Annotated in this window: 17 protein-coding genes, 1 pseudogene and 1 riboswitch; of the genes and pseudogenes, 9 read left to right on the forward strand and 9 right to left on the reverse strand. The window is 52.7% G+C overall.

Features of this window, described 5'->3' with window-relative positions; genetic code table 11:
* Window positions 1-37: 37 nt before the first annotated feature.
* A riboswitch (FMN riboswitch) is annotated at window positions 38-198 on the reverse strand.
* 84 nt (window positions 199-282) lie between these two features.
* The 3 genes from WCI03_06850 to thyX form a co-directional block, all read right to left on the reverse strand.
* Complete coding sequence (locus WCI03_06850) at window positions 283-873, reverse strand: peroxiredoxin (GenBank protein ID MEI8139569.1); 591 nt, start codon at window positions 871-873, stop codon at window positions 283-285.
* A 354-nt stretch (window positions 874-1,227) separates the two neighbouring features.
* Window positions 1,228-1,398 (reverse strand): Rrf2 family transcriptional regulator, encoded by a 171-nt coding sequence (locus WCI03_06855; protein MEI8139570.1) that lies wholly within the window; start codon window positions 1,396-1,398, stop codon window positions 1,228-1,230.
* A 126-nt stretch (window positions 1,399-1,524) separates the two neighbouring features.
* Window positions 1,525-2,121, reverse strand: coding sequence for an FAD-dependent thymidylate synthase (gene thyX, locus WCI03_06860; GenBank protein MEI8139571.1), 597 nt, complete (start codon window positions 2,119-2,121; stop codon window positions 1,525-1,527).
* Between the two features lie 163 nt (window positions 2,122-2,284).
* Here thyX and WCI03_06865 point away from each other — a divergent pair, with 163 nt between their 5' ends.
* The 3 genes from WCI03_06865 to WCI03_06875 all read left to right on the forward strand — a co-directional run bounded on the left by WCI03_06865 (window position 2,285) and on the right by WCI03_06875 (window position 4,796).
* On the forward strand, window positions 2,285-3,517 hold the full coding sequence (locus WCI03_06865; protein MEI8139572.1) for a DUF1015 family protein: 1,233 nt from the start codon (window positions 2,285-2,287) through the stop codon (window positions 3,515-3,517).
* Window positions 3,518-3,580: 63 nt separating this feature from the next.
* Window positions 3,581-3,967 (forward strand): response regulator, encoded by a 387-nt coding sequence (locus WCI03_06870; GenBank protein MEI8139573.1) that lies wholly within the window; start codon window positions 3,581-3,583, stop codon window positions 3,965-3,967.
* A gap of 25 nt (window positions 3,968-3,992) precedes the next feature.
* A complete protein-coding gene (locus WCI03_06875; GenBank protein ID MEI8139574.1) occupies window positions 3,993-4,796 on the forward strand; it encodes an RluA family pseudouridine synthase in 804 nt (267 codons plus the stop codon).
* A 4-nt stretch (window positions 4,797-4,800) separates the two neighbouring features.
* Here the strand turns inward: WCI03_06875 and WCI03_06880 are convergent, their stop codons facing one another.
* On the reverse strand, window positions 4,801-6,336 hold the full coding sequence (locus tag WCI03_06880) for a sigma 54-interacting transcriptional regulator (GenBank protein MEI8139575.1): 1,536 nt from the start codon (window positions 6,334-6,336) through the stop codon (window positions 4,801-4,803).
* Between the two features lie 311 nt (window positions 6,337-6,647).
* On the opposite strand from WCI03_06880, the gene WCI03_06885 reads away from it, so the two are divergent.
* From WCI03_06885 to WCI03_06895, 3 genes are read left to right on the forward strand one after another with little or no spacing between them, the layout of a single operon-like run.
* Window positions 6,648-7,532 (forward strand): polyprenyl synthetase family protein, encoded by an 885-nt coding sequence (locus WCI03_06885; GenBank protein ID MEI8139576.1) that lies wholly within the window; start codon window positions 6,648-6,650, stop codon window positions 7,530-7,532.
* Between the two features lie 6 nt (window positions 7,533-7,538).
* On the forward strand, window positions 7,539-8,201 hold the full coding sequence (lipB, locus tag WCI03_06890) for a lipoyl(octanoyl) transferase LipB (protein ID MEI8139577.1): 663 nt from the start codon (window positions 7,539-7,541) through the stop codon (window positions 8,199-8,201).
* Between the two features lie 17 nt (window positions 8,202-8,218).
* Complete coding sequence (locus WCI03_06895; GenBank protein ID MEI8139578.1) at window positions 8,219-9,625, forward strand: MFS transporter; 1,407 nt, start codon at window positions 8,219-8,221, stop codon at window positions 9,623-9,625.
* Between the two features lie 254 nt (window positions 9,626-9,879).
* Here WCI03_06895 and WCI03_06900 read toward each other — a convergent pair whose 3' ends face one another.
* From WCI03_06900 to WCI03_06915, 4 genes are read right to left on the reverse strand one after another with little or no spacing between them, the layout of a single operon-like run.
* Window positions 9,880-10,965 carry an HD domain-containing phosphohydrolase gene (locus tag WCI03_06900; protein ID MEI8139579.1) on the reverse strand — a complete coding sequence of 362 codons (1,086 nt, stop codon included), beginning with the start codon at window positions 10,963-10,965 and terminating at the stop codon, window positions 9,880-9,882.
* A gap of 5 nt (window positions 10,966-10,970) precedes the next feature.
* Window positions 10,971-12,101: a response regulator gene (locus WCI03_06905; GenBank protein MEI8139580.1), complete on the reverse strand. Its 1,131-nt coding sequence runs from the start codon at window positions 12,099-12,101 to the stop codon at window positions 10,971-10,973.
* 4 nt (window positions 12,102-12,105) lie between these two features.
* Window positions 12,106-16,983 (reverse strand): CHASE domain-containing protein, encoded by a 4,878-nt coding sequence (locus WCI03_06910; GenBank protein ID MEI8139581.1) that lies wholly within the window; start codon window positions 16,981-16,983, stop codon window positions 12,106-12,108.
* Entirely contained in the window at window positions 16,980-19,301 is a 2,322-nt protein-coding gene (locus WCI03_06915; protein ID MEI8139582.1) for a PAS domain S-box protein, read from the reverse strand. Before WCI03_06915 ends, WCI03_06910 begins: the two co-directional genes overlap by 4 nt.
* 186 nt (window positions 19,302-19,487) lie before the next feature.
* Here WCI03_06915 and WCI03_06920 point away from each other — a divergent pair.
* The 3 genes and pseudogenes from WCI03_06920 (at window position 19,488) to WCI03_06930 (ending at window position 24,146) form a co-directional block, all read left to right on the forward strand.
* Window positions 19,488-21,966, forward strand: a pseudogene (locus WCI03_06920) (chemotaxis protein CheB).
* Between the two features lie 102 nt (window positions 21,967-22,068).
* Window positions 22,069-22,422, forward strand: coding sequence for a PAS domain-containing protein (locus WCI03_06925; protein ID MEI8139583.1), 354 nt, complete (start codon window positions 22,069-22,071; stop codon window positions 22,420-22,422).
* Window positions 22,419-24,146 (forward strand): ATP-binding protein, encoded by a 1,728-nt coding sequence (locus WCI03_06930; GenBank protein ID MEI8139584.1) that lies wholly within the window; start codon window positions 22,419-22,421, stop codon window positions 24,144-24,146. The genes WCI03_06925 and WCI03_06930 overlap by 4 nt, the downstream gene beginning before the upstream one ends.
* A 13-nt stretch (window positions 24,147-24,159) precedes the next feature.
* On the opposite strand, the gene WCI03_06935 is transcribed toward WCI03_06930, so the two are convergent.
* Complete coding sequence (locus tag WCI03_06935; GenBank protein ID MEI8139585.1) at window positions 24,160-24,318, reverse strand: hypothetical protein; 159 nt, start codon at window positions 24,316-24,318, stop codon at window positions 24,160-24,162.
* Between the last annotated feature and the right edge of the window lie 261 nt (window positions 24,319-24,579).

Raw genomic sequence — 24,579 nt, forward strand, 5'->3', positions numbered from 1 at the left:
GGCCTCCGGGACAATAAAACGGCACAATACATGCCGGTTCTGTCTTCTCCCATCCAGACTGAGAGGCGTCATTACGCCACCATCACTGTCGGCCACGGCATTTCACCGTGTCTGTCCTGCTTTCACAAGACTCGCGGGCTTTAACCGCCGGTTGGGAATCTTCACCTTGCGATGACACACCCTGTCCCGAAGACAACCACATTACTCAAATCACAAGCAACATTTCTCCGTTGCGGGGAGTAACTTAGTACAAGATCAGGGCGATTTCAATCGCTTTCTCCCTTACTTCGCGTGCTTCGCCAGGTAACTCGCCACACCTGCGGCAGTAGGCTTCATCGCCTCTTCGCCATCTTTCCAATTAGCCGGACACACATCGCCATGCTCTTCATGGAATTTCAGGGCGTCCAGGGTTCGAATGGCCTCCTCGACATTTCGACCGATCGGAAGGTCGTTCACCAATTGATGACGCACGATCCCCTTCTGGTCAATGAGGAACAACCCGCGCAGGGCCACTGCATCATTCAGCAACACATCATAGTCACGGGCAATTTTCTTATCCAGATCCGCGACTAACGGGAAGGCAATTTCGCCAATCCCTCCCTTTTCAACAGGAGTCTGGCGCCAGGCAAAGTGGGAGAACTGGGAATCCACAGAAACTCCCAATACAACCGCACCCTTCTTTTCAAATGTCTTTACCGCCTTGTTAAACGCCAATATCTCCGAAGGACATACAAACGTGAAGTCCAGGGGATAGAAAAATAACACCACGTACTTCCCTCGGTAGGAAGACAAGGTAAGTTCTTTAATCTGGTTATCGGGCATCACCGCTTGTGCGGTAAAATCAGGGGCTGCTTTTGTAACTAATACGGACATATTATTTCTCCTTTTATTCTCTGTTTTTATCTCCCACAAACCTTGAACTTTAAACTTCTTCATTAATACTGCCGGAATAATGACACTACGACGGTATCATTATCAAGACTTATTTTTGATTTCTAAACAAGATCAGATATATGAATCGCCTTTAACCTCTTGTCCACATCCGCCTGAATGCCAGCAAATTCCCGCTGCATCAAACATAGGGACGATCGGTTGCAGGATTTAGGATCTGATGTACAAAGGCTCAGCTCCACACCTCTTGGTCCCATCACCCCCATGATGTCGTGCAAGGACATGGATTGAGGCGTCTTAGCGAGGGCGACCCCGCCCCCCTTCCCTCTCCGGCTCTCAATCAATCCCCCCCACAACAAGTCGCTTGACCAATTTTCTCAAAAAACGGTAGGGAATATCCATCTCCGCCGCTATCTCCGCCGAGGAAGCTGATAAAATTCCTTTTTTGTGCCGCTCGGCTAGCGCCAAAACAAGCCGCATCGAATAATCTGTTTCTCGCGTAATCATAACGCTCCTTATATTGACACCGCGACAGTATCATTAAAGCAGCCATCAATTCAAGCAGGAAAAGACAAAGTCAAAACTCCAGGATTCTAAACCATTCTGAATCCGGAATTTGGAACTCTCGTCTATTTACGCTTTCTCGATCAGGGCGGAAATATCGGCGAATACATGCGGAGCATGCTCATTGAGCGCCTTCAACATCGCCAGGCAGACATCACGGATTTCCCATTGTGCGCGACGATGGCACCGCACATTAAACACATGACGCCATTCGCGAAAATTAGCGGTAACCACCAGCTCGGTAGTGCAGGCATTCGGGAGCACAAAGCGGGCATCCTCACTTTTGAGGCCCTTCTCTTTCCATTTCGCATACATGTCCCGGAGGACCGCCATATCCCGATCAAATTCAGGTTTATCGTCCCCGCTCACAGCAGGAGGCACAACCCACCCGAAAGTCGATTCTGACACATATCTCTGACTTTTCTGCGAGACCGACATTAACCGGTGCCGTACCAGTTGGTGGGTCATAGCGCGGGAGACCTCGCTTATCCGGAATGTGGCACAGGCATGTTCAAAAGGAGATTCATGCCCCATGGCAATTAACTTGGGAAGCAGTTCCCCTATTTTTTCAGGGACCATTTTATCCCCGCTCTGATAGCAGGTTCGAGCGGCAATTTCGATGATGCGCTCCGCGTCCGGTGTAATAGCAAGCAGTTCAACTTTCATAGGTGCCACTATAATTCTTAATGGCCATCCCATTCAAGCGCATCTTATTCCTCCACACAACTCTTGACATCGTGCGCCATATTCGGAGAATCATCCCTCTGTGACCTGCGGTGCCACGAAAAGAAGACTGGGGTGCCCATTATTAATATTCAGGAGATAAATCATGCAAATCAGACCGTTTAAATCATGGTGCGCCCGTCCCGACCTGGCTACAAAAGTAGCCGCCGTCCCCTATGATGTTGTCAACACCGCAGAAGCCGCCGCTTTGGCCGCCGGGAATCCTTATAGTTTTCTGCACGTCTCCCGTGCAGAAATTGACATGGAGCCGGGTATCGACCCCTATAGCGACCAAGTCTACGCTCATGGCCGCGACACCTTAAATCGCTTCCAGAAAGAGAGTGTTCTGATTCAGGAGTCAATTCCCCAGCTTTTCCTTTACCGGCAAACCATGGGTAAACACGTCCAACGCGGGATCGTCGCCTGCTGCTCCACAGCAGAATATGAGCAGAAAACCATTAAAATTCACGAAAAAACGCGGCAGGATAAAGAGGACGATCGGACCCGCCACATCAAAACACTCAATGCCCAGACCGGACCGGTGTTTCTCCTCTATCGCGATGACCCCACGTTGAACGCCCTTGCGGCGGAAACTGAAAACACCGCACCCCTGTTTGATTTCGTTGCGCAAGATGGCGTAGCCCATGCCGGCTGGAAATTTGCCAACCCTGAAAAAGTAACCGCAGCTTTCAACCGTGTTGCCGTGGCTTATATTGCCGACGGTCATCATCGGGCTGCTTCAGCTGTACGAGTCGCCAAAGAACGACGGGCGGCCCATCCGCAACAGACCGGGGAAGAATCCTATAACTGGTTCCTTGGCGTACTCTTTCCCTCAAGCCAAATGCAAATTCTGGCCTATAATCGACTCGTCAAGGACTTGAACGGACTCACTCCTGCCACTTTCCTTGAAACGGTTAAAAGCTGTTTTAACGTCAAAGTTGCCGCCACTCCCGTCCCCGCGGCGCCAGGCACCGTATGCATGCTTTTGGGCGGCATCTGGTACGAGCTCACGTGGATCCTGCCCTCCAACACACCCCTTGAGAGCCGACTGGATGTTTCCGTACTTCAGGAGCGCCTATTGGCGCCGGTACTGGGAATTGATGATCCCCGCACGAGCAAACGCATTGAATTTGTCGGTGGTATACGTGGAACGAGCGAATTGGAGAAGCGAATCGCTGCGGGCGAACACTCCGTTGCGTTCTCCATGCACCCCACCACTGTCGAACAATTGATGGATATCGCCGATGTCGGTGGCATCATGCCACCCAAAAGCACCTGGTTTGAACCCAAGCTCAGGGATGGCCTGTTTACCCACGTACTGGGGCATTGCACAAAGTAACGTTATTTATCAGCTTCAAGCAAAGTTTCGACAAAACAGTTAATCACTGGTAAAGTGTCGCGAATGAAACAAAAGATACTAGTCATGGACGACGACCCTTCTATTTGCAAGATTTGCACCTTGCTCTTGAATCGTATCGGTTATGATGTAGACACCGCATCCAGTGGAGAAGAAGCGATCACGCTTTTCTCAAAGGCACTCCAGGCCAAATCGCCCTATCTTGCCGTAATTCTGGATCTCACCGTTCAGACGGGAATGGGTGGTCTGGATGTGGTCAAAAAGCTTATCACGCTGGATCCTTCCGTATACGCCATCATGGCCAGCGGGGCATCGGTTGACAACATGATGTCCTCGTATAAATCCCGCGGTTTCAAGGCGGTTCTTCCTAAACCATTCCGCCTCCAAGACATCACTGATTGCATGAAAAACATCCCCTTATCAGAAAACTGATCCGGCTATTGAAAAGAACTTTATTATGGGTAAACCCTCCTCCGACAATTGTATTCGCCTGAATGCCTCATGGCCCGAAATCGAAATTCTCCGGGAAGATGACAGTCTTCTGGCAATTAACAAACCTGCTGGCCTGCTCATAGCTGCAGACCGGCTCGATAAGACCCGTGAAAATCTACTAAGCCTGATCCATGCCGGGATTCACCTTCAGCGCCCCTGGGCCAAGAGCCGTAAATTGAGTTATCTGGCCCACGTTCACCGTTTAGATCAGGGCACCAGCGGCATTGCTCTTTTCGCCCGGGATAAGGTTGCTCTTACAAATCTCGCCCGGCAATTTCACCAACAGAAACCTAAACACACTTACGTGGCACTCATTCAAGGTAATCTGACTGAGCCAGAGCAGGAGATTTCCCTGCCGCTAGCGCAAAGTCTGGTGGATCCGGGAATTACCGTAGTCGATCATCACCGCGGGAAACCCTGCGTCACCCGCGTCACCCAACTTGAATCATTCCGCGGCTATTCCCTCGTGAAGGCCGAAACCACGACGGAAATTCCCCATCAAATCCGGGTTCATCTTCGTGAGGTCGGCTGCCCTTTGGTGGCTGATCATGACTACGGAACAGGGTTCCCCCTCTTGTTATCGGAATTGAAAAAACACTACCGCATGAAACGAGAGGGTGAGCATCCCTTGATGGCACGTCCCGCCATGCATGCCGAGCGAATCGAGTTGCACCATCCTCTGACCGGTGATCCCTTAATCATTGAGGCCGCCTGGCCCAAAGATATGACGATATCGGTTAAATACCTGCGCAAATTTGCGTCACATTAAGCATTTACTGCCGGTAGTCATGGGGGTTTACCCCCAGATGCTTGATGCGGTAATTAATGACACGCTGGGTCGTCTGAAGATGTCGCGCCACGGCGGCCGCAATACCCCGGTGCCGCTTCAGGGCATCCACAATAATTTCCCGTTCGAATGACTCTACCATCGTCTGCAAGCTGGCCCCGGAATCCGGTAGTAATGAGGTATTCGTCGCCTCACTTGTCTGCAGTGTTGGCGGCAGTGAGTAACCGTGAATCACCTCGTCGGTGGAAGTCAGTACGGCCCGCTCGATACAATTTTCAAGTTCCCGGACATTTCCCGGCCAGTGATAAGCCATGATCATGTTTATGGCTGGCGTAGAAATCCGCTTCACCTTTCTGCCATACGCCTCATTGTATTTCTGCAAAAAATGATCGACCAGTAACAGAATATCAGAACGGCGCTCGCGGAGCGGGGGCAGATGAATCGGAAAGACATTGAGCCGATAGTATAGATCTTCCCGGAAACGCCCCGACCGGATGGCATCTTCAAGGTTGCGACTGGTCGCGGCGATCACACGCACACTCACGTTGATCGGCACGTTCCCACCGACCCGCTCAAAGGATCGCTCTTGCAAAACCCGTAAAAGCCGAACCTGAACGGCAGGCGTAATGTCCCCGATTTCGTCCAAAAATAACGTCCCGCCATTCGCCAGTTCAAACCGCCCTTTTCGTAATTGAGCCGCCCCGGTAAAGGATCCTTTTTCGTGTCCGAACAATTCACTCTCAATCAAATTCTCCGGTAATGCCGCGCAATTCACACTGATAAACGGATTATTCCGGCGCGAACTGCCGAAATGAATGGCGCGGGCGACCAGTTCCTTGCCGGTTCCCGTTTCACCTCGGATCAATACCGTGGCCTGACTGTCGGCCACCTGGGCGATCTGGTCATACATCACCCGCATTTCCTTTGAATTCCCGACCAGATTATGAGGCTGATATTTATCCCCCAACTGCCGTCGCAGTCGCTCGTTCTCAGCCTTCAGACTTTCTTGCTCAACAATTTGCTCCCGAATGCTGGCAACCGCCTCAGCGAGCAGATTTGACACCAGCCGCAAGAATTCCAGATCCTTCTCCAGTTTTTCCTTTTCAGCCGCAGGGCGGTCGATACTGATTGTTCCAATAACCTGTCGGTGATGGATAATCGGCACGCAGATAAAGGCAACAGTGCCCCCCTTCCGCGTCCGCGTACGATTCAAGAAGCGTGAATCTTTACTGATGTCAGGCACAATCTCAGGCTTTCCACTCTTGGCCACAGTACCGGTAATGCCTTCCCCAAGACGGTACTGCCCCCTCTTGTGCTCCGCCGGAGTCATCCCACGGGCAGCTTCAATCACAAAAACATCCGTGTCCGGCCGCCTCAACGTCAAGGTTCCAAAAGACAACTCCATGTCTTTTTCCAAAATATCGAACACTTCCTGCAAAAGCGCAGAAATATCCCGCCGATGAGCCACAGCCTGAGATATCCGATAAAGGACACTTAATTCGATGATTTCCCGTTTTTCCATGATAGAGGCTCCCAATTGAGTTCGCAGGCTATCAGACTCTATCAGAGGATTCAAGGTTGCTTCCCTACCCAAGCAGGGCAGACGCATCTAAATTCCGCGCCAATACGAGGAATTTTCGACAGAATGAACAAAATATACAAAATTGTTTAGGGATAAAGGCAGATTCTTCTCTTACCATTCTGAACATTCTGTAAATTCTGTCAAAACTCATGATTTTGAGGTGGTTTAGATGCGTCTGCCCTGCCTACCCAAGACCGCTCAGCCTATTTTCTTGGCTTGAGCATGATCAGAGAGAGTCGTAGTCTTGCGCCATGTTTGATTTGAATACCTATCTTAATGACCGTCGGCACTCCGTGGAGGCGAAGCTGGAACAGATGATGCCGCCAGAATCCACGCGCCCGACAATTCTGCATCGCGCCATGCGGTATTCCGTCATGACAGGCGGAAAACGATTACGCCCCATCCTCTGCCTGGCCGCCTGTGAGGCCGTGGGCGGGCATTTAGAGAACTCCCTTTTGCCCGGAATTGCCCTCGAAATTCTGCACACCTATACCCTCATTCACGATGACCTTCCCTGCATGGACGATGACGAACTTCGGCGCGGACACCCAACCGCCCATGTAGTCTTTGGCGAAGCCAACGCACTCCTTGCAGGCGACGCACTCCTCACGCTGGCTTTCGAGTGGCTCGCCCAATCAACCCCTCCTGCCCCCTACCATTCCAGCCAATTAGTCCTCGAACTTGCCACCGCTTCCGGCAGTCAGGGTGTCATTGGCGGTCAAGTTGAAGATCTCGCCGCCGAAGGCCGGGAGGCCGACGCGGATCTCGTGGATTATATTCACCGCCATAAAACCGCCGCTCTATTGCGCGCCTCCGTTCGAATGGGCGGAATCTGCGGTGGAGCCTCTCCTGCATCTCTCGAAGCCCTCACCCAATATGGTGAATGCGCAGGCCTCGCCTTCCAAATCGCAGATGACATCCTGAACGTGACCTCCACCGCCGAACAACTCGGCAAACCGGTTGGCAATGATGAGCAGTTGAAAAAACTGACTTATGTGGCCGTTCACGGTCTGGACGCCAGTCGCAAAAAAGCGAGTAAATTGATCTCCCTCGCCGTGGAAGCCATTCGCCCTCTCCCCGGTGATCCCACTCCATTAATTGCATTGGCGGAATATACAGTAAACCGCGCCTGGTAATGCCCCATGGAGACCCATGTCACCATCTTCCATAAGCCAGTCCCATACGCCGAAGGACTGCGACTCCAAGAGCAATGGGTAACAGATCGTCAGGCTGACCAAATCCCCGACCAATTGATTCTTCTGGAACATACCCCCGTCATCACACTTGGAGTCCGGTCGAAAACTGAACATCTATTGCTTTCACAAGAAGCGCTTCATATGCGCGGGATCGAAATGTTCGAGACTCCTCGCGGCGGAGACGTGACCTATCATGCACCGGGGCAACTCGTCATGTACCCTATTATGAAACTGACCGGACCCGAAGCCGATGCCCATGCCTTCGTCGGTAAGTTAGAAGAAATCGCCATCCTGACTGCAGACGCCTTTTGCGTACACTCTTTCCGGCGTAAAGGCAAAACAGGAGTCTGGGCCGATCAGGGAAAAATTGCGGCTATCGGCGTCCGTTTCAAGAAATGGGTTTCCTCCCATGGCATGAGTTTCAACGTCAACCTTGATCTGACAGGATTTGACACCATCATTCCCTGCGGGCTTCACGGGGAAAAGGTCACCTCTCTGCAGGCGATCCTTGGCGGGAAATGCCCGACAATGCAGGAAGTCCGGGCGGTCATGATGCGTCAATTTGAACGTGTCATGAGCCGAACCGTGATTCAGAACAAGTGCCCATGAGCCCCACCAAAACCCAAATGAATCCACCTCCCCCGGCAGCAGGCATGCCTCGTGGCTTGATCAACGCCTATTTGTTTCAAATTTTCAATTCGTCATCCTGGTCCATCATTCTGGGCACGCCCATGCTCCTGTTTCTCAAAAGCATGGATGCCTCCGCGGTCACCCTGGGTGTCGCCGTGGCCATGACACCGCTATTCGCGGCGCTCCAGATTCCAGCCGCAGGATTTGTGGAAAAGGTCGGGTATAAAAACTTCGTCGTCCGGGGTTGGGCCTCCCGCAGCATCTTCATCCTCGGCATTGCCATTGTCGCCATTCTGCCTCACCGCGTTTCGCCGGATCTCCGGATCACCCTGACCCTCCTCATGATGGCCTGTTTTGCGGCCGCCCGGGGAATCTCCATCTGCGGACTCATGCCCTGGATCACCCAAATCATTCCCGAACCCCTCCGGGGCGCCTTCATTTCCCGCGATATGATGTGCACCCACCTGGCCCTGACCGGAACCATGCTGCTGTCCAGTGCCTGCGTCAGTGTCTTCCCCACCATCCACACCTTCGCTGCTCTCTTCCTGCTCAGCTACATTTGCGCTCTGTTCAGTCTGGTGTTTCTGCGTCGGGTACCGGATGTTCAAGCCGTCAGCAAAGAGGTTCAAGCCGTCCGGCCACCTGGAGCACAGGTCCGGCCGCCCTGGAAAGAGATGTTGCTCTTCCCACCCTTTCTGAAGTTCGTCCTTTTCAACGTCGCTTTGAATTTCTTCATTTCCGCGCTGGGCGTCATCTGGGTGCCATTCATGAAGGACGGGTTGCATAAATCCGGAAGCCTGATTCTGGGCCTCTCGGCCTATTCCAGCATCATCTGTGCCCTCGTCTCGCGAGGCACCGGGCCCATCATCGACCGCACCGGCAGCCGTCCCCTGCTGGCGTTTTCCAGCGTCCTGATCCTGATCTCCCAAGTCGGGTGGCTGCTGACGGCCACAGGCACACTGCCCAGCCACACCTGGGTCCTTCTACTGCTCGTTCCCATCGGCTCAGCTGGCTACACCATTCTCGGACTTTCCTGCACCCGACTGCTGATGGGCCTTGTTCCTGCATTGGGCCGGAGCCATTTTTTCGCGATCTCCAGCGTGGCAGTGAGTCTCACCATGGGGCTCATGCCCATCATCTGGGGCTTCACACTGGACAGCCTGACCCGCCACCTCGGCAGCGGCTTCATCTTTCTGCCGGGCTGGACGTGGAATCCCTATAGTCTCTTCTATGCCGTGATCATCACCGGCACGCTGGCCTCGCAATTCCTGCGACGTCGGCTTGATGAACCTCGATCCATGTCCACTGAGGAGTTCATGCACATCCTCATCCAGTCCCCAATCCGGCTGGCCGGCCGGGTTCTTTCTCCGTTACGCAATTTTCAACTGCCAGGCGGCGGTTGAGCCCCGCGCAAAGAGAGAGCCTCCATCAGCTGGATCGCCCCTTTCAGGGTCGCAACTTTGGTCATAGCCGTCATAGTGAAAAGTTGATACTGGACACCCATGCTTATACAAGCCTGTTTCGCGGGGACAAGGCTGTGCTTGAAGCCTCCGTGTATTAATTTCCTGATGGACAGCTTTTTCCCCGGCATTCCTGCAGAGGCCAGCCTTGAAAATGCCTGCCATGAATGCCCGGTTGAAGGAGTCGAATGAATTTCTTACAGTGAAGAGTACAGCACCTGAAAATCACCAACCCGTCGAGCAAATGCCGCAACGATGTCAGGGCTCAAGTGCTTTCCAGCGCTTTCAATAATGAAATCGGTGGCCTCGGTATGGGTCAAAGCCGACTTATAAGGGCGCTTTGACCGCATGGCATCATAGACATCAGCCACCGCCACAATGCGAGCGGAAAGAGGTATGGCGTCGCCGCTCAAGCCTTCGGGATACCCTGAGCCATCAAAATGTTCATGATGGGACTGCGCGATATCGATACCCATTGCTATGAAGGAATTACCGGGAAACTCAGCATGAACCGCCTTGAGTGTTTGCGCGCCGATCGTCGTGTGACGCCTCATTTCCGCAAATTCTTCAGAGGATAGTTTTCCCCGTTTCAAAAGAATGGCGTCCGAAATCCCCACTTTACCAATATCATGGAGTGGAGCGGCTTGATGCAGATTCTCAATGTAATGATCCGTAATAGTACCGGCATACGGGGGCATGCACCTCAGTTCGTCAGCCAGTATCCGACTCAAGGTTTGAACACGCTCCAGGTGATGGCCGGTATCGCTATCGCGCGATTCCGCCAGTTTCGCCAGGGCAAAGATCGTTGCCATCTGGGAGCGGGAGATCTCCTCGATTTTTTGCTGAACAAGATCCTCAAGGTGGTTATTATAATTCTCCACATCAATTTGAAGCTTCCGCAGACGGAGGTGGGTATCAACCCGCGCACAAACCTCTTCGACCTGAAATGGCTTGGTCACATAATCCACCGCGCCCATGGCAAACGCCTTCAGTTTGTCGGCCGTCTCGGTAATCGCTGTGATGAAGATCACGGGAATTCCCTTCAGCGCGCCCTCCGCTTTCAGGCACTCATACACCTCGAACCCATTCATCTCCGGCATATTGATGTCCAACAGAATAAGGTCGGGCGGATCGGCTTGCACGGCCATAATGGCAAGTTTTCCTGACAGAACGGGCCGGGGTTCAATCCCCCGCTCCCGAAGAATCCCCGCCAGCAGTTCCAGATTAGCGGAAGCATCATCAACAATGAGGACATTGGGCGGGGCCGCTTTTTTATTCATCATATTCATCATTTCCTATTTATGGGTACTGTTATTGAGACCTGCGCTCCCTGCCCGGAAAAAGTCGCTACTTCAAGAGTTCCTCCAACAAAAGCCAGTCTCTCGCGCAGGGAAAACAATCCGAGACCTTCGGAAGAAAAAAGAGCCGCCAAAACATCGGGAGAAAACCCGACCCCATGATCGGTGACCACGACGCGGAGTATCGCGGCGTCAAAAAGATCCAGATCCACCTCCGCGCTGGTTGTTTTAGCATGCGTGACAATATTACGGAGCAACTCACGTACAGTTTGAAATATTAATAACCTGAGTGGTTCCGGAACAATGATGGTTTGATCACCGGATACGACCACCAAAAGGCCATGTTTTTCGCACATCTCGTCGGCTAGCCAGCGTAAACTTGGCATAAGTCCAGCTTCCAACATGATGGGTGGAAATAAATCCGTAGTCACAGACCGCGAAACGGCGAGAATTGTGTCCAATAGTTTGCAAACTTCCCGGATGGACTGCGCAAAGTCCTTTTCCGGCGCCAGACGGTCAATTAAACCTACTTTAATTGTGGCAGCCACAAGAATTTGCTGAAGTTGATCATGAAGAATCATCGCCAGACGCTTGCGTTCACACTCATCCGTCTGCGTTAACTTCGCCGTCAGTTTCCGGAGTTGCTCCACATGCTGATCCAAGGTGAGATTCGCTGTTTTCAACTCACTCACCGTATGAGCCAGTTCGACTTGAATGTTCCGTAACCGCAAATGAGTCTCACACCTGGCGCACACTTCTTCGGCCCGAAATGGCTTGGTCACGTAATCCACCGCTCCCATGGAAAACGCCTTCATTTTTTCCATTGTTTCATCCAAGGCAGTAATAAAGATCACGGGAATGTCCTTCAGCGCTGCTTCAGCGTTCAGGCACTCATACACCTCAAAACCGTTCATCTCCGGCATATTGATGTCGAGAAGAATAAGGTCGGGGGGATCAGCCTTCGCGGCGACGATGGCAAGTTGACCGGACAAGACCGGCCGCGATTCATACCCCCGCTCACGGAGAATCCCCGCCAGCAGTTCCAGGTTGGCAGAAACATCATCCACAATGAGAACGTTGGGCGGAGGCGCTGTACGAGTTCGTTCTGCTTTTGTCATCATAACCCTAATTCAACAACTGGAACAATTTGTGATACTCAAATTTGGCAACCAAGTCCTGAAGGGGGCGGGCAATCTCCACCTCCATCTCCGTCAATTGTTGAATCAGCTCTAGTAACTGTTCCTGTCGGCAACTGAGGGCCGCTGCACGGAGTTGATTCCGCATCTTAATGGGCAGAGATTCCAGCATCTCCCGTGTCAGAACCGGAATAACTTCAGATTTAACTTCTTCCGGCAGAGCTAGTTCCGAGTAGACGTACCGAACCCCGATGAGACTCTGAATTTTATCAAACAATACACTCATCCGGAATGGTTTCGCCATGAAAACGTCAGTGCCAGCGTCCATGGAACGCTGGCGGGTCTCTTCACTGGCGTTAGCGGTTAATGTAATGATTTTCACCGCGCCCCCACCCGTACCTTGCCGGATCTGGCGGATCGCTTCATCACCTCGCATGAAGGGCATCCAGTCATCCATCAGAATCAGTTGCGGCTGACTATGGGTAAAAGCTGCCACCGCTTCCCGCCCATTGGCAGTCTCAACGACATCAAACCCTGCATCACTGAGCATCTGAACGAGAAGCCATCGACTATCTGCGTCATCCTCCGCAATCAGTACTCGGCAAGGAGGTTGGCCCTCTTCGAGCCGAAAAACCTGACGCAGATCGATCTGAGCCAATGCGCCCCCCTCTTTAACGGGGAACTCGAGTCGAAAGATACTTCCCTTACCTATTTCACTGACGACCGTTACATCGCCCCCCATCAGACGCGCGAACTGACGACTGATTGCTAAACCCAACCCTGTACCGGATTTACTGCTGAGGCCGGCCGAGGCCTGGGAAAAGGGTGTGAACAGCCGGTCCATTTCTCCTGCCGCTATGCCCTTCCCGCTATCTTGAATCAAAACAACCAACCATAACTCTTCCGGCCCTCTTTGTTCGACCGACACCCGCAACTGAATCCCTCCTGAGGAGGTATACTTGACGGCATTGCTGAGCAAATTAATAAGGACTTGCCTCAGTTTCTGTTCATCAGCGATGAGATAGCGATGCGTCGGCTCAAGTATCTGTGAAGTAAGTTCGAGGTTTTTATTCTCGGCTTTTATTCGAAATATGAGAATGAGATCATTCAGTAAAGCGTGTAAGTCAAAGGATGTTAAATACAATTCCAGAATGCCCGACTCAATTTTGGACAATTCCAGAATATCATTAAGCAGTGCCAGCAGGTGTTCGCCGCTACAGTTGATGATCTCCACTCGCTGTTGCTGACTGAGCGAAAGTTCCTGGTCGCGCCGCAGCAGTTGCGAAAACCCGAGAATGGCATTGAGGGGGGTGCGAATCTCATGGCTCATGTGGGCAAGGAACCGGCTTTTTGCCGTATTAGCCTGTATGGCCTGTGTGGCCAGTTCACTGGACCGAACAGTGGCGGCCTCGAGTCGCTGGTTGGATTGTATCAAATCATGCTCCGCCTTCGCACGTAGCTCCACATTGACAAGCATTTGCGAGAAAAGCGACAGGAGTGAAATTTCTTTATCAGTATAGGAATGATGTTTTCGAACAGAATCGAATCCGACAAACCCCATACATTTCGAGTCAGAAATCATCGGAACAGCAATCAGACTTTGCATTCCTTGAGGCTCCAGAATTTGCCTCAGATGACCCGGCGGCAAGGCCCCAACATCTTCAATATACATGGAGTTCCCTTTTTCATGAGCCGTAACCCATTCGGGAATCATGTCCAGGGGAACTTCCTTCAATTGATCAATCTGGGGCTCAACCCCCGTATTGCACCATTCATAGTCATTTGAAGTGATCCCCTTTTCAAAGTCATAACGAAACACATAAGCCCTGTCCGCGGAAACAAATTTACCCATTCTTTCAAGGGATAACTGAATCGCAATGGACACATGGTTTAACGGGATATTGATATACTGAGAGGATAACTCCATCATGAGCTTCTGCATTTGCGTAATATCATTGAGAGAAGCTTCTACCTGCCTCAGGGCAGTAAGGTCGGCCATAACAGAAAGAAACATCGTCTGCCCCTGATTATCAATGATTTCGCCTGAGAATAATCCATCAGCCAGTTCGCCGTTATTTCCCCGAGCTTTCACCTCCATGCCTGCAATGCGCCCCCGACTCGCCAGTTCGCACGCCATATTCTCCTGAACTTCATCGGTAAAGAGATTCAATTCATTAGCTGTCCTGCCGATCACCTCGTCGCGTGTATAGCCAAGCCGCTTAAGGAAGGCTTCGTTGACATCGATGATTTTTCTATCCGGAAACGAACTGATAGCCATAAGCGAGGGGTTGTAACGGAACATCTTCTCAAATGTATCCCAAGCCGCCTGTTGGACCGACATGTCCTTGGAAATCCCGAAAATACAATCTTTTCCATTCCACCTGCCAAACCACACACGAGTTTCCACAGAAAGATGTCTGCCGTTTTTAGCCAGTAACGGAAGCGGGCAAAATGCTCTTTCCCCCCGGAACATGTCACCCAAAATGACTTCCGCTTCCTTGCGATATTCCGCAGGATGCAGATCGAGGATTTGCATGGTTTGCAGTTCTTCGCTGGTGTAGCCAAGCAGTCGATTAACGGCCGTGTTGGCAAACAAAATATGCCCGTCTGGCGAGCCGACCAAAATCAAGTCATCCACCGTTTCAAAAAACGAACGGAAATTAGTCTCACTGGATTTAAGTTTTTCTTCGAGTAGTTTCGAACGGGTCACATCCCAATTCGTTCCCGTCATGCGCAGAGGGTTGCCGCCGGCATCACGCTGAACAAGCGCGAGGGCGCGTATGTTATGGATCGTTCCATCCGGCCAAAGCACGCGGAATTCTGTATCAAAATCCTTTTCACCACGAAGCGCCATCTGTATATCCAAATCCCCTTGTGCCCGATCATCCGGGTGCAATCCCGCCTGCCAGGCCGGGTAAGCTCCACTAAATGTATCCGAAGTGATTCCATAGAGCCGATACATCTGATCGTCCCAAACCAGGATGTTGTTCACAACATCCCAGTCCCAAATCCCTATGTTTCCGGCTCGTACGGCAAGCGACAGTCGTTCAGTCATTTTGAGCAACTCTTCTTCAGCATGTTTGCGCTCGGTAATATCCCGAAATGACCACATCCTGCCGAAGTTTTCCCCATCTTTCCCCAAAACCGGCGCAGAATATCGTTCCAGCACCATCCCACTCCTGAATTCGATCTCGTCACGGCTGGTATCAGTCGGGTGACCGTAAAGCGAGATGACTTTTTTAAGAAACTTGTCGGGAGATTTTGTCAGACTGACGACATGTTTGAGTAATTTCGTGTCATCCTCGTCATGTAATATGGCCTCGGGGACATTGAATAGTTGACTGATACGCGGGTTGATTAATATCCGTCTCTGATTCTTATCGATCACCAGAATCCCTTCAGGCGTCGCATTCATTTGCGCCTCAAGTATGGCGGACTTCAATCGCACCAGCGCCTCCGATTTTTTGCGTTCGGAGATATCAATGACAATCGAATGCAGGACCATACGCCCGCCAAACTGGATCCGGCTTGACGCCACTTCCACATCCCTCAGAGAGTGGTCGGCCAAACGGTGCTGAAACTCGAAGAGTTTGCCTTGTTCCGGCGGAACGGAGGCCATTCTCTGGCTAACTTCTTGCTCGGGAAGGACATTGATGTCGGTGATGCACATGGCCAGGAGCTGCTCTCGCGAGTAGCCGTAAAATCTTACTGCGGCGGCATTGGCATCAATAATCGCTCCATTGTCCGGATTAATCAGGAACATAATCGCTGAATTCTTGCTGAATTGATTGCGGTATGAGGCTTCGCTCTCCCTCAAGCTCACGGTCAACTCTTCAGCCAACTGTTGCGCGTGAATACGAATATTCTGAAGCACTCGAATCAGGAAAAAAAGCAGTAGGGTGATGATCGAACCACCCACCAGAGTGAGCCATACCTTAATGTACTCCACTGCAAAATACCCGACCCCAGCTTGCGTAAAACGCAGCGTCCAGCGTTGGCCATTCACTTCAATAGGCATCTGTCGAGTGAAGCGTACTCCCGTCTTGAATTTCCGATTTTGCTCAGCAGCATCCGTTGAAGTGAGCAAATTCTTCGGGGAAAGTTGCTCGCCATCAAAAACCTCGAGATGAGTATCCATGTCCTTGCGCATATTTTTATCACCCAGCATGCCCTGCAATAAATCATTCATCCGGTAGGGGCTGTAGACCCACCCATAGATCGCAGCACGACGTTGCTCAACGGTATTACAAGGCATCCCTTTACGGTAGACGGGAACATACATCAAAGTACCCGCCTGAACGACCGTGCCCGTTTCCTGAACCAACACCACTTTCCCTGAGAGCGCCGCCGCATCCGTATCCCTGGCCCGCTCCATGGCGGCCCTACGCACGGGTTCCGAGAACATGTCATAACCAAAGGCCCGCAAATTTAGACGGGAAAAAGGTTCCAGATAGATGATGGATGAGTAGATTTCGCGCTCCCCCTCCGGCGTCACCTTGTACTCCGGGAAGCCCTCGCTACGGACGTCCTGTATATGCCGGGCCAGATCTGCGCGCGGGATCAATAGTGAAAACCCAATACCCTGAATGCCCGGGAGTTGCTTTTCGATCTTTTGGTATTGACAGTAAGCATGCCAATCTTCGCGCGTGACCTTTTCTGATGCAATAAACAAAGCTGCGCCGCTCCGCAAAATTCGGGCATGGTCATCAAGCCTGTTTGCAATGATATTGTGAATTTCGGCACAGTGAGAGTCGAACCGTAACTCTGACAACGTATCCGTAACCGATTTCAAATATAAGCTAGACGTGAGGGTGAGCACCAGGCCGCCGCCCAGGATAAACCAGGAAAAAGATTGCTTAGGGATCACGGAGCCTCCAGAACTTCTCTCACCTTACGGGCAAGGACGTCACGCGAAAAGGGTTTCGGCAGGAACTGCATACCCTCATCCAGTACCCCCTGGCGGGCAATAACATCAGCCGTGTAGCCGGACATGAATAGATACTTGAGATGCGGATAAAGAGGCACCATGTTCTTAACTAGGTCCCGGCCATTCATCCCGGGCATGACCACGTCAGTCAGCATTAAATGAATATCACCCGGGTGCCGGGCCGCCATTTCGAGAGCGGCCGCTGGAGTCTCCGCTGCCAACGTTTTGTACCCCAGACTGTCAAGGTATAACCGACATATCTTGCGAAGCGATCTTTCGTCCTCCACCAGCATCACGGTCTCGCCACGCCCTTGAGGTGGGCCGGCGGTGATGGCGCCCGTTGATGGGGCAGTCTCACACACAACCCGCGGCAGATAGATGCAGAAACACGCCCCCCTGCCCGGCTCACTGGTGACGTCAATGTAACCGAAATTTTGTTTGACGATGCCATAGACCGTGGCCAAACCCAAACCAGTGCCTTCACCGACCGCCTTGGTCGTAAAAAATGGTTCAAAGATTTTGGCGAGAACATCCTTTTCCATGCCACAGCCATCATCGCTAACCGTGAGCCGCACATACTCGCCGGGCACAGAACCCGTGTGCCCGGCACAGTAGGTTTGATCGAGGGTGATATTTGCTGTTTCGAGGGTGATTTTGCCGACACCGACAATCGCGTCACGGGCATTGCCGCACAGGTTCGCCAGGATCTGATCAATCTGCGATGGATCAAGTTTGACCGACCAGAGTTTCGTGCCCGGCAGCCAGGCCAAATGGAGGTCCTCACCAATCATCTGTCGCAATAGACTGAGCATCCCTTCCACAGCCGCATTCAGATCCAGGACCCTCGGCGCGATGACTTGTTTGCGGGCAAAGGCCAATAGTTGCCGAGTGAGATCAGCGGAGCGCGTTGACGCGTGAGTAATCTCATCCAAATGGAGACGACCGGGGTGCTCCGCCGGCAGGCTTTCCCGGCACAGTTCGGCATACCCCATGATGCCCATAAGCAGATTATTAAAGTCGTGTGCCACGCCCCCGGCCAGTTGCCCCACCGACTCCATCTTCTGGGCCTGCACGAGTTGCCCATGCATTTTCTCCTTGTCCGCTTCTGCCCGTTTGCGCTCAGTGATATCGTTCATCACGGTCAAAAAGAACTCCCGCCCCTGGCTGCGGATGATTTCACCCGAGAATAGCCCGTCAAGGATCGCCCCATCTTTGCGCCGGACCTGCAGTTCAAATTCGCTGATACGCCCATCCGTCCGCAATTTTTCCGACAGCATGACCTGCTTTTCCGGTTGCAGGAAAATCCCGATATCTGCAACTGTTTTGCCGATGATGTCCGCCCAGGAGTAGCCAAGCGTCTTGAGGAAGGCATTATTGACATCCGCGAAGCGCTGATCCGGCAACGAGGAGAGCGCCATCAGCGCCGGATTGTTACGGAACAGGCGCTCAAAGCGCTGTTGTGCCTCCTGCTCGCCAGTCAGGTTCTTGGAAATGCCAAAAATACAGTCCACCCCGTTCCAGCGTCCGAACCAGACGCGAGTTTCAACCGGGATTAGCCGCCCATCCTTGCAAGCCAGCGGCATGGGGCAGATATCCCGCTCGCCTCTGAGCATGGCAGCAAAGATTTCATCCGCTTCCAGGGCGCTTGTCCGCGAATTCAAGTCCAGTAGATGCATTTCCCGGAGTTCATCCGGCGAGTAACCCAGCGTTTGGGTGACGGCTGCGTTGGTGAAGAGCACCTGTCCATCCAGTGCGCCCACCATGAGCATATCGGTCATGGATTCGAAGAATGCGTGAAAATTGGTCTCGCTCTCCCGTAATGCCGTCTCCGCCTTTTTGCGCTCGGTGATGTCGATTACAAAAACTGACACACCTGAAATCGCATCAGCCGCATCACGAATGGGGTTGTAATGGTTTTCATAATAGGTGCGAACGCGGGAGAGATCCCCGTATTCCTCCACCATAAGCAGGGATTCACCGGCTAAGACGCGGTCAAAATTGAGCTTAGCTTTTTCACGGTCCGGCAGGCTGGTAATGACGTCCAGTATGTTCTGGCCTATGGCAATCTCCACGCCCCAGATATTTCTCATCGTCTCCGCATGAGAGCGGGTAAATTCCGTATAGCGATAGGATCCATCCAAAGAAAAGATGATGATGCCCTGCGGACTCTCCAAAATCGACGTGAGCAAGGCTGTCTTTTGCAGCGAAACCTCCTCAACCTCTTTCATGGCCAATTCTACTCGTTTGCACTCTGTCATCAGAAATTCACATCTTCTTGCTTGGATTACTTTTTTATTTTCGCACATTCCGCCTCACCTGTCGAGGCTTGAATGATGACCCAAATCCTCGCCTAAGGACATGGCGTCTTTGTGGTAACTCGCATCAGTAAACCTTTCAGGTTGCATTCCAGAGAAGGCGGGGGTAAAATTTACCTAAAACGAGGTATGCCTATTAAAAAGCCCGCCAAAATCGTTGTACCCGAACCTCTCCCCGGCCCAGTAGCCGCAGTGAAATTCCCTATCGTCGGCATCGGTGCTTCAGCCGGGGGGCTGGTGGCCATTGAACTGTTCCTACAGAACGTGCCGCAACACAGCGGCATGGCTTTCGTCATCGTCCAGCACCTGGATCCGACCCACAAGTGCATGATGGCGGAACTGCTCCAGCATATCACCCCCATGACGGTCCTACAGGTCAAGAATCGCACAAAGGTCCAACCGGATTGCGTCTATGTCATTCCGCCTAACAAGGATATGTCCATTCTGCACAGAGTCCTGCACTTGCATGCCCCGATGATGCCGCGCGGACAGCGCCTATCGATTGATTTCTTTTTCAAATCCCTGGCTGAAGACCTCCAGGCTCATAGTATCGGGGTCCTGCTTTCGGGCATGGGTTCGGACGGAACGCTGGGGCTCAAGGCTATCAAGGAGAAGGCCGGTGCGGTTTTCGTGCAGGATCCGGCCACAGCCAGCTTCGACAGCATGCCGCGGAATATCATTGAGACCGGGTTGGCAGATGTGGTCGGTTCGGCGGAAGCCCTGCCCGGCAAGATTATTGCCTATCTCCGGCGCACTCCCCTCCATAACGAAACCTACCTATCCAAGACGGATATTGAGCACAGTGCCTTTGATAAGATTGCAGCCCTGTTGCGGATGCAAACAGGCCAGGACTTCTCCCTTTACAAGAAGAATACAGTCTATCGCCGGATCGAGCGACGCATGGGCACCCACCAGATTGACCGGATCGCCACTTATACGCGTTTTCTTGAAGAAAACCCCCAGGAGTTGGAGCTTTTATTCAAGGAACTCCTCATCGGGGTCACGAGCTTTTTTCGTGACCCTGCGGCATGGGGGCAGTTGGAATCCGGGGTCATCCCGGCGTTACTGAAAAATTGTCCGCCCGCTCCGGCACTACGGGTCTGGGTACCTGCCTGCTCAACCGGGGAGGAAGCCTATTCCCTGGCTATCCTCATTCGAGAGGCTCAGGAGAAATTTAAGCCGGGGCACAAACCCCTTGTACAGATCTTTGCGTCCGATCTGGACAAGGACGCTATTGCTAAAGCCCGCACGGGCTTTTACCTGCCTCACATTGAATCGGATGTGTCACCAGAACGCCTAAACCGGTTCGTTTGTAAAGGTGGATGGCGGCTATCTGGTCAGTAAAGCCATTCGGGAGACGGTGATCTTCGCCGTACAAAATGTCATCATGGATCCCCCATTCACCAAACTCAATCTGGTGAGTTGCCGGAACCTGCTTATCTACCTGCTGCCGGAGTTACAGAAGAAACTCCTGCCTCTCTTTCACTATAGCCTTCGCCCCGGCGGCGTGTTATTCCTGGGCAATGCTGAGACCTGCGGCGAATTTACCGACCTTTTTGCGCCGCTTACGGGTAAGTCGCACTTATACCGACGGCTCGAATCCGTTCGCTCGGCTGAGTTGATCGAGTTTCCCGCTACGTTCCCACCTGCCCGGACAGTTAAGGTGCCTCTGCCGCAGGGGTTACAGCGCTCAGACGCACTCCAGGCGCAAGCGGAGCAACTGCTTTTGCAGCGGTATTCCCCGGCCGCCGTGCTGGTCAACGACAAAGGGGACATCATTTTCATCAACGGACGGACGGGGAAATACCTGGAGCCAGCGGCGGGCAAAGCCAACTGGAACCTGTTTTCCATGGTTCGCGAGGGCTTACGCTACGACCTGAACGACACCTTCCGGAAGGCGCTCAGGCAAAAAGAAGCGATTGTCCGCAAGAACGTGAAAATCGAGACTGATGGCCGTGTTCTGGCGGTGGATCTCACCATTCAATCCATTACCGAACCTGAGACGCTGCGCGGGCTGGTGATGGTCGTATTCACAGACGTAGCCACGCCACCGGAAGTGAAAAGACCGGCCACTACATGCCATACCGGCAGCAGCCGGACGGCGGTCCTGGCGCAGGAACTCGAGAAAGCCAGACTGGAGTTGCAGACCGTCCGCGAAGAAGTGCAAACATTCCAGGAAGAAGCCAAATCCGCCAACGAGGAAATGCAGTCCACCAATGAGGAAATGCAGTCCACCAACGAGGAGTTAACCACCTCCACAGAAGAGATGTTGTCCATGAACGAGGAATTGCGGACCCTCAGCGCAGAGTTGCAACGCAAGGTGGAAGATCTGTCCCGGCTCAACAGCGACATGAAGAACCTGCTCGACGGCACCGATGTCGCCACCCTGTTTCTGGATGGCACGCTCCGCGTCCGCCTGTTCACATCCGGCGTAAACCGGATTTTTAAACTCATCCCGGGCGACGTAGGCCGACTCATCACCGATATCGCTTCGGAGCTGATTTACCCGGAGCTGGCTACCCATGCGCGCGAGGTGCTGCGGACGCTGGTAGTTCATGAACAACCAGCCACCACGCACGACGGGTGTCGGTTTCGCGTGCGCATTATCCCCTACCGGACTTTGGAAAACATGATTGACGGCGTGGTGATCACCCTGGTGGACGTCACAACCGAGTTCAAACAGGCCGAAGCCCTTCGTAAAGCCAATGACATGCTCCGCCTGGCAATCGTCGTGCGCGATGCGCATGATGCCATTACCGTGCAGGATTTGGACGGTCGCATCCTGGCCTGGAATCCGGGCGCGGTGCGATTGTATGGCTGGAGCGAAGCGGAAGCCCTGGCGATGAATGTCAGCGAACGCATTCCAATCAATCAAAGAGAACAAGCGATGACCCAGTTAACCCAGCTGTACCGGTCTAAAATTCTGGCACCATACCTCACCCAGCGTCTCAAAAAAGATGGCACGGCCATGGCGGTCTGGATGACCGCCACCGCGTTAATGAATGAAGCCGGCCATGTGTATGCAATTTCAACCACGGAACGGGCGGAAGGCAGTGAACCATGAAGAAAAACAATGATCACCCTGCCGTCGACTCCGGCTTGCGCGGACGTGCCGAGGACCAACTGAAGTGCCAGACGCTGGACACCGGAGAGAAAAGACAGGCGGAAGATACCGCACGACTCCTCCATGAATTGCAAGTCCACCAGATCGAACTGGAGATGCAGAATGAAGAACTCCAGCAGGCACGCACCAACGCGGACGCGCTTCTGGTCAAATATATTGACCTCTACAACTTCGCTCCGGCGGGCTATTTCACCTTCGACCGCGAGGGATCGATCCGGCGGGTGAACTTCGCCGGAGCGCAACTGCTTGACACCGAACGCTCCTTGCTGTTGAACCGTCGCTTTGGCTTGTTCGTCGCCGAGGAGAACCGCTGCGTCTTCAACGATTTCCTTGATAAAGTCTTTTCGAGCAAGTCCAGGATATTCTGCGAATTGACGATAAAGACCACATCGCAGCCGCCCCTCTTCGTGCGAATTGCGGGCATAAGTTCTGAAGACGGGTCGAAATGTCGCGCGGTGATAACGGATCTCACCGAGAGAAAACAGACGGAGCAGGCGAATATCAACTTGCAGGCCCAACTCTTTCAGGCTCAGAAACTGGAATCGCTAGAACAACTGGTAGGAGGCGTAGCGCACGACTTCAACAACATGGTCATGGGTGCTTTGGGCTACACCCAGCTATGCCGGGAGGAACTTCCTGCGGAACACCCTGCGGGATGCTACCTGGATGAGATCACTACTATTGTAGAGCGCTCAGCCAATCTCACCCGGCAATTATTGACCTTCTCCCGCCGACAAACTATCGCCCCAAAGGTTCTGGCTCTGAACGACACTATGGCAAGCATCGTCAAAATGCTGCGCCGCCTGATCGGCGAGAACATTGACCTCATCTTGAAGCCGGGGCCAGGACTTTGGCCCATCAAGTTCGATCCGACACAAATCGACCAGATTTTGATCAACCTTTGCCTCAACGCCCGGGACGCTATCGCCGGAGTGGGCAAAATCACCATTACGACTGCCAATGTCGCCCTCGATCAAGTCTTCTGTAACACCCATCCAGAAACCGTTCCTGGTGATTACGTCCTGCTGATGGTCAGCGACAACGGCTGCGGCATGGAACAGGACATCCTCGCCAAAATCTTTGAGCCGTTTTTTACCACCAAGGAAGTCGGAAAGGGTACTGGCCTGGGCTTGGCGATGATTTTTGGCATCGTCAAACAGAATATCGGGTACATTGAAGTGTCCAGCGAACCGGGCCAGGGTTCGACATTTAGAATCTACCTGCCTCTGTTCGCGGATGAAGTCGTGAAAATAAACAATGCAACCACTGCGATAATCCCCCAGGGTAGCGGAGAGACGATACTTCTGGTGGAAGATGAGCCAACACTGCGGATAATTTGCGAACAATTTCTGAAAAATATCGGGTATAAGGTTCTGACAGCGGAATCCCCGATAATTGCTCTGGAACTCGCCAGGATACATAAGAACGACATCCGGTTACTGCTCACTGACGTGATCATGCCGGGGATGAACGGTCGGGACCTGTCCTTGCGTCTTCTCGAGATGATACCGGGCCTCAAAGTCCTGTTCATGTCCGGCTACACTCCCGATGTGATCGCCAGACAGCAGGTTCCAAGCGAAGGGATGCACTACATCCAGAAGCCCTTTTCACGCGACGATCTGGCCCGCAAAATGCACAAACTGCTGGAACATACTGGAGCATAGGGCGCCTTTCGATTCAACCGCTTTTCTTTCCGGCATCGCGAGCACGAATCAGTTGCCGCAAGCGCCCTGCCCGCGGGTCAAGGGCCATTTTCGCTTGTTGGTCGCGACTCGCGTTATGGAATATCTTCTCTGCGGCCTGGGTCTCGCCTGCCGCGATCTTGATCTCAACCACATTCAAGCGAAGGCGCGTGGCTTAACCCGAGTTCGCCAGTTGGGCGGGTATTGAAGTTGTAAGTCGTTGGAAATCAACAAAACGGTTTCAAAAGTCTTGACTACATTTTTAAGCTCATTGGCACATTTGGAAGTCGCAATTTCAGTCGCGTCAGGAGTACGGCCAGCTCCTTTTCTGGCAGGCGCGTGGGGCAGGCGCGTGGTGGGGCAGGCGCGTGGCTTCGCCACATTAAGTCATTGAAAACAAATGATTTAAACAAAA

It is taken from the genome of bacterium (genome assembly GCA_037143175.1).
Classification (GTDB): domain Bacteria; phylum Verrucomicrobiota; class Kiritimatiellia; order CAIKKV01; family CAITUY01; genus JAABPW01.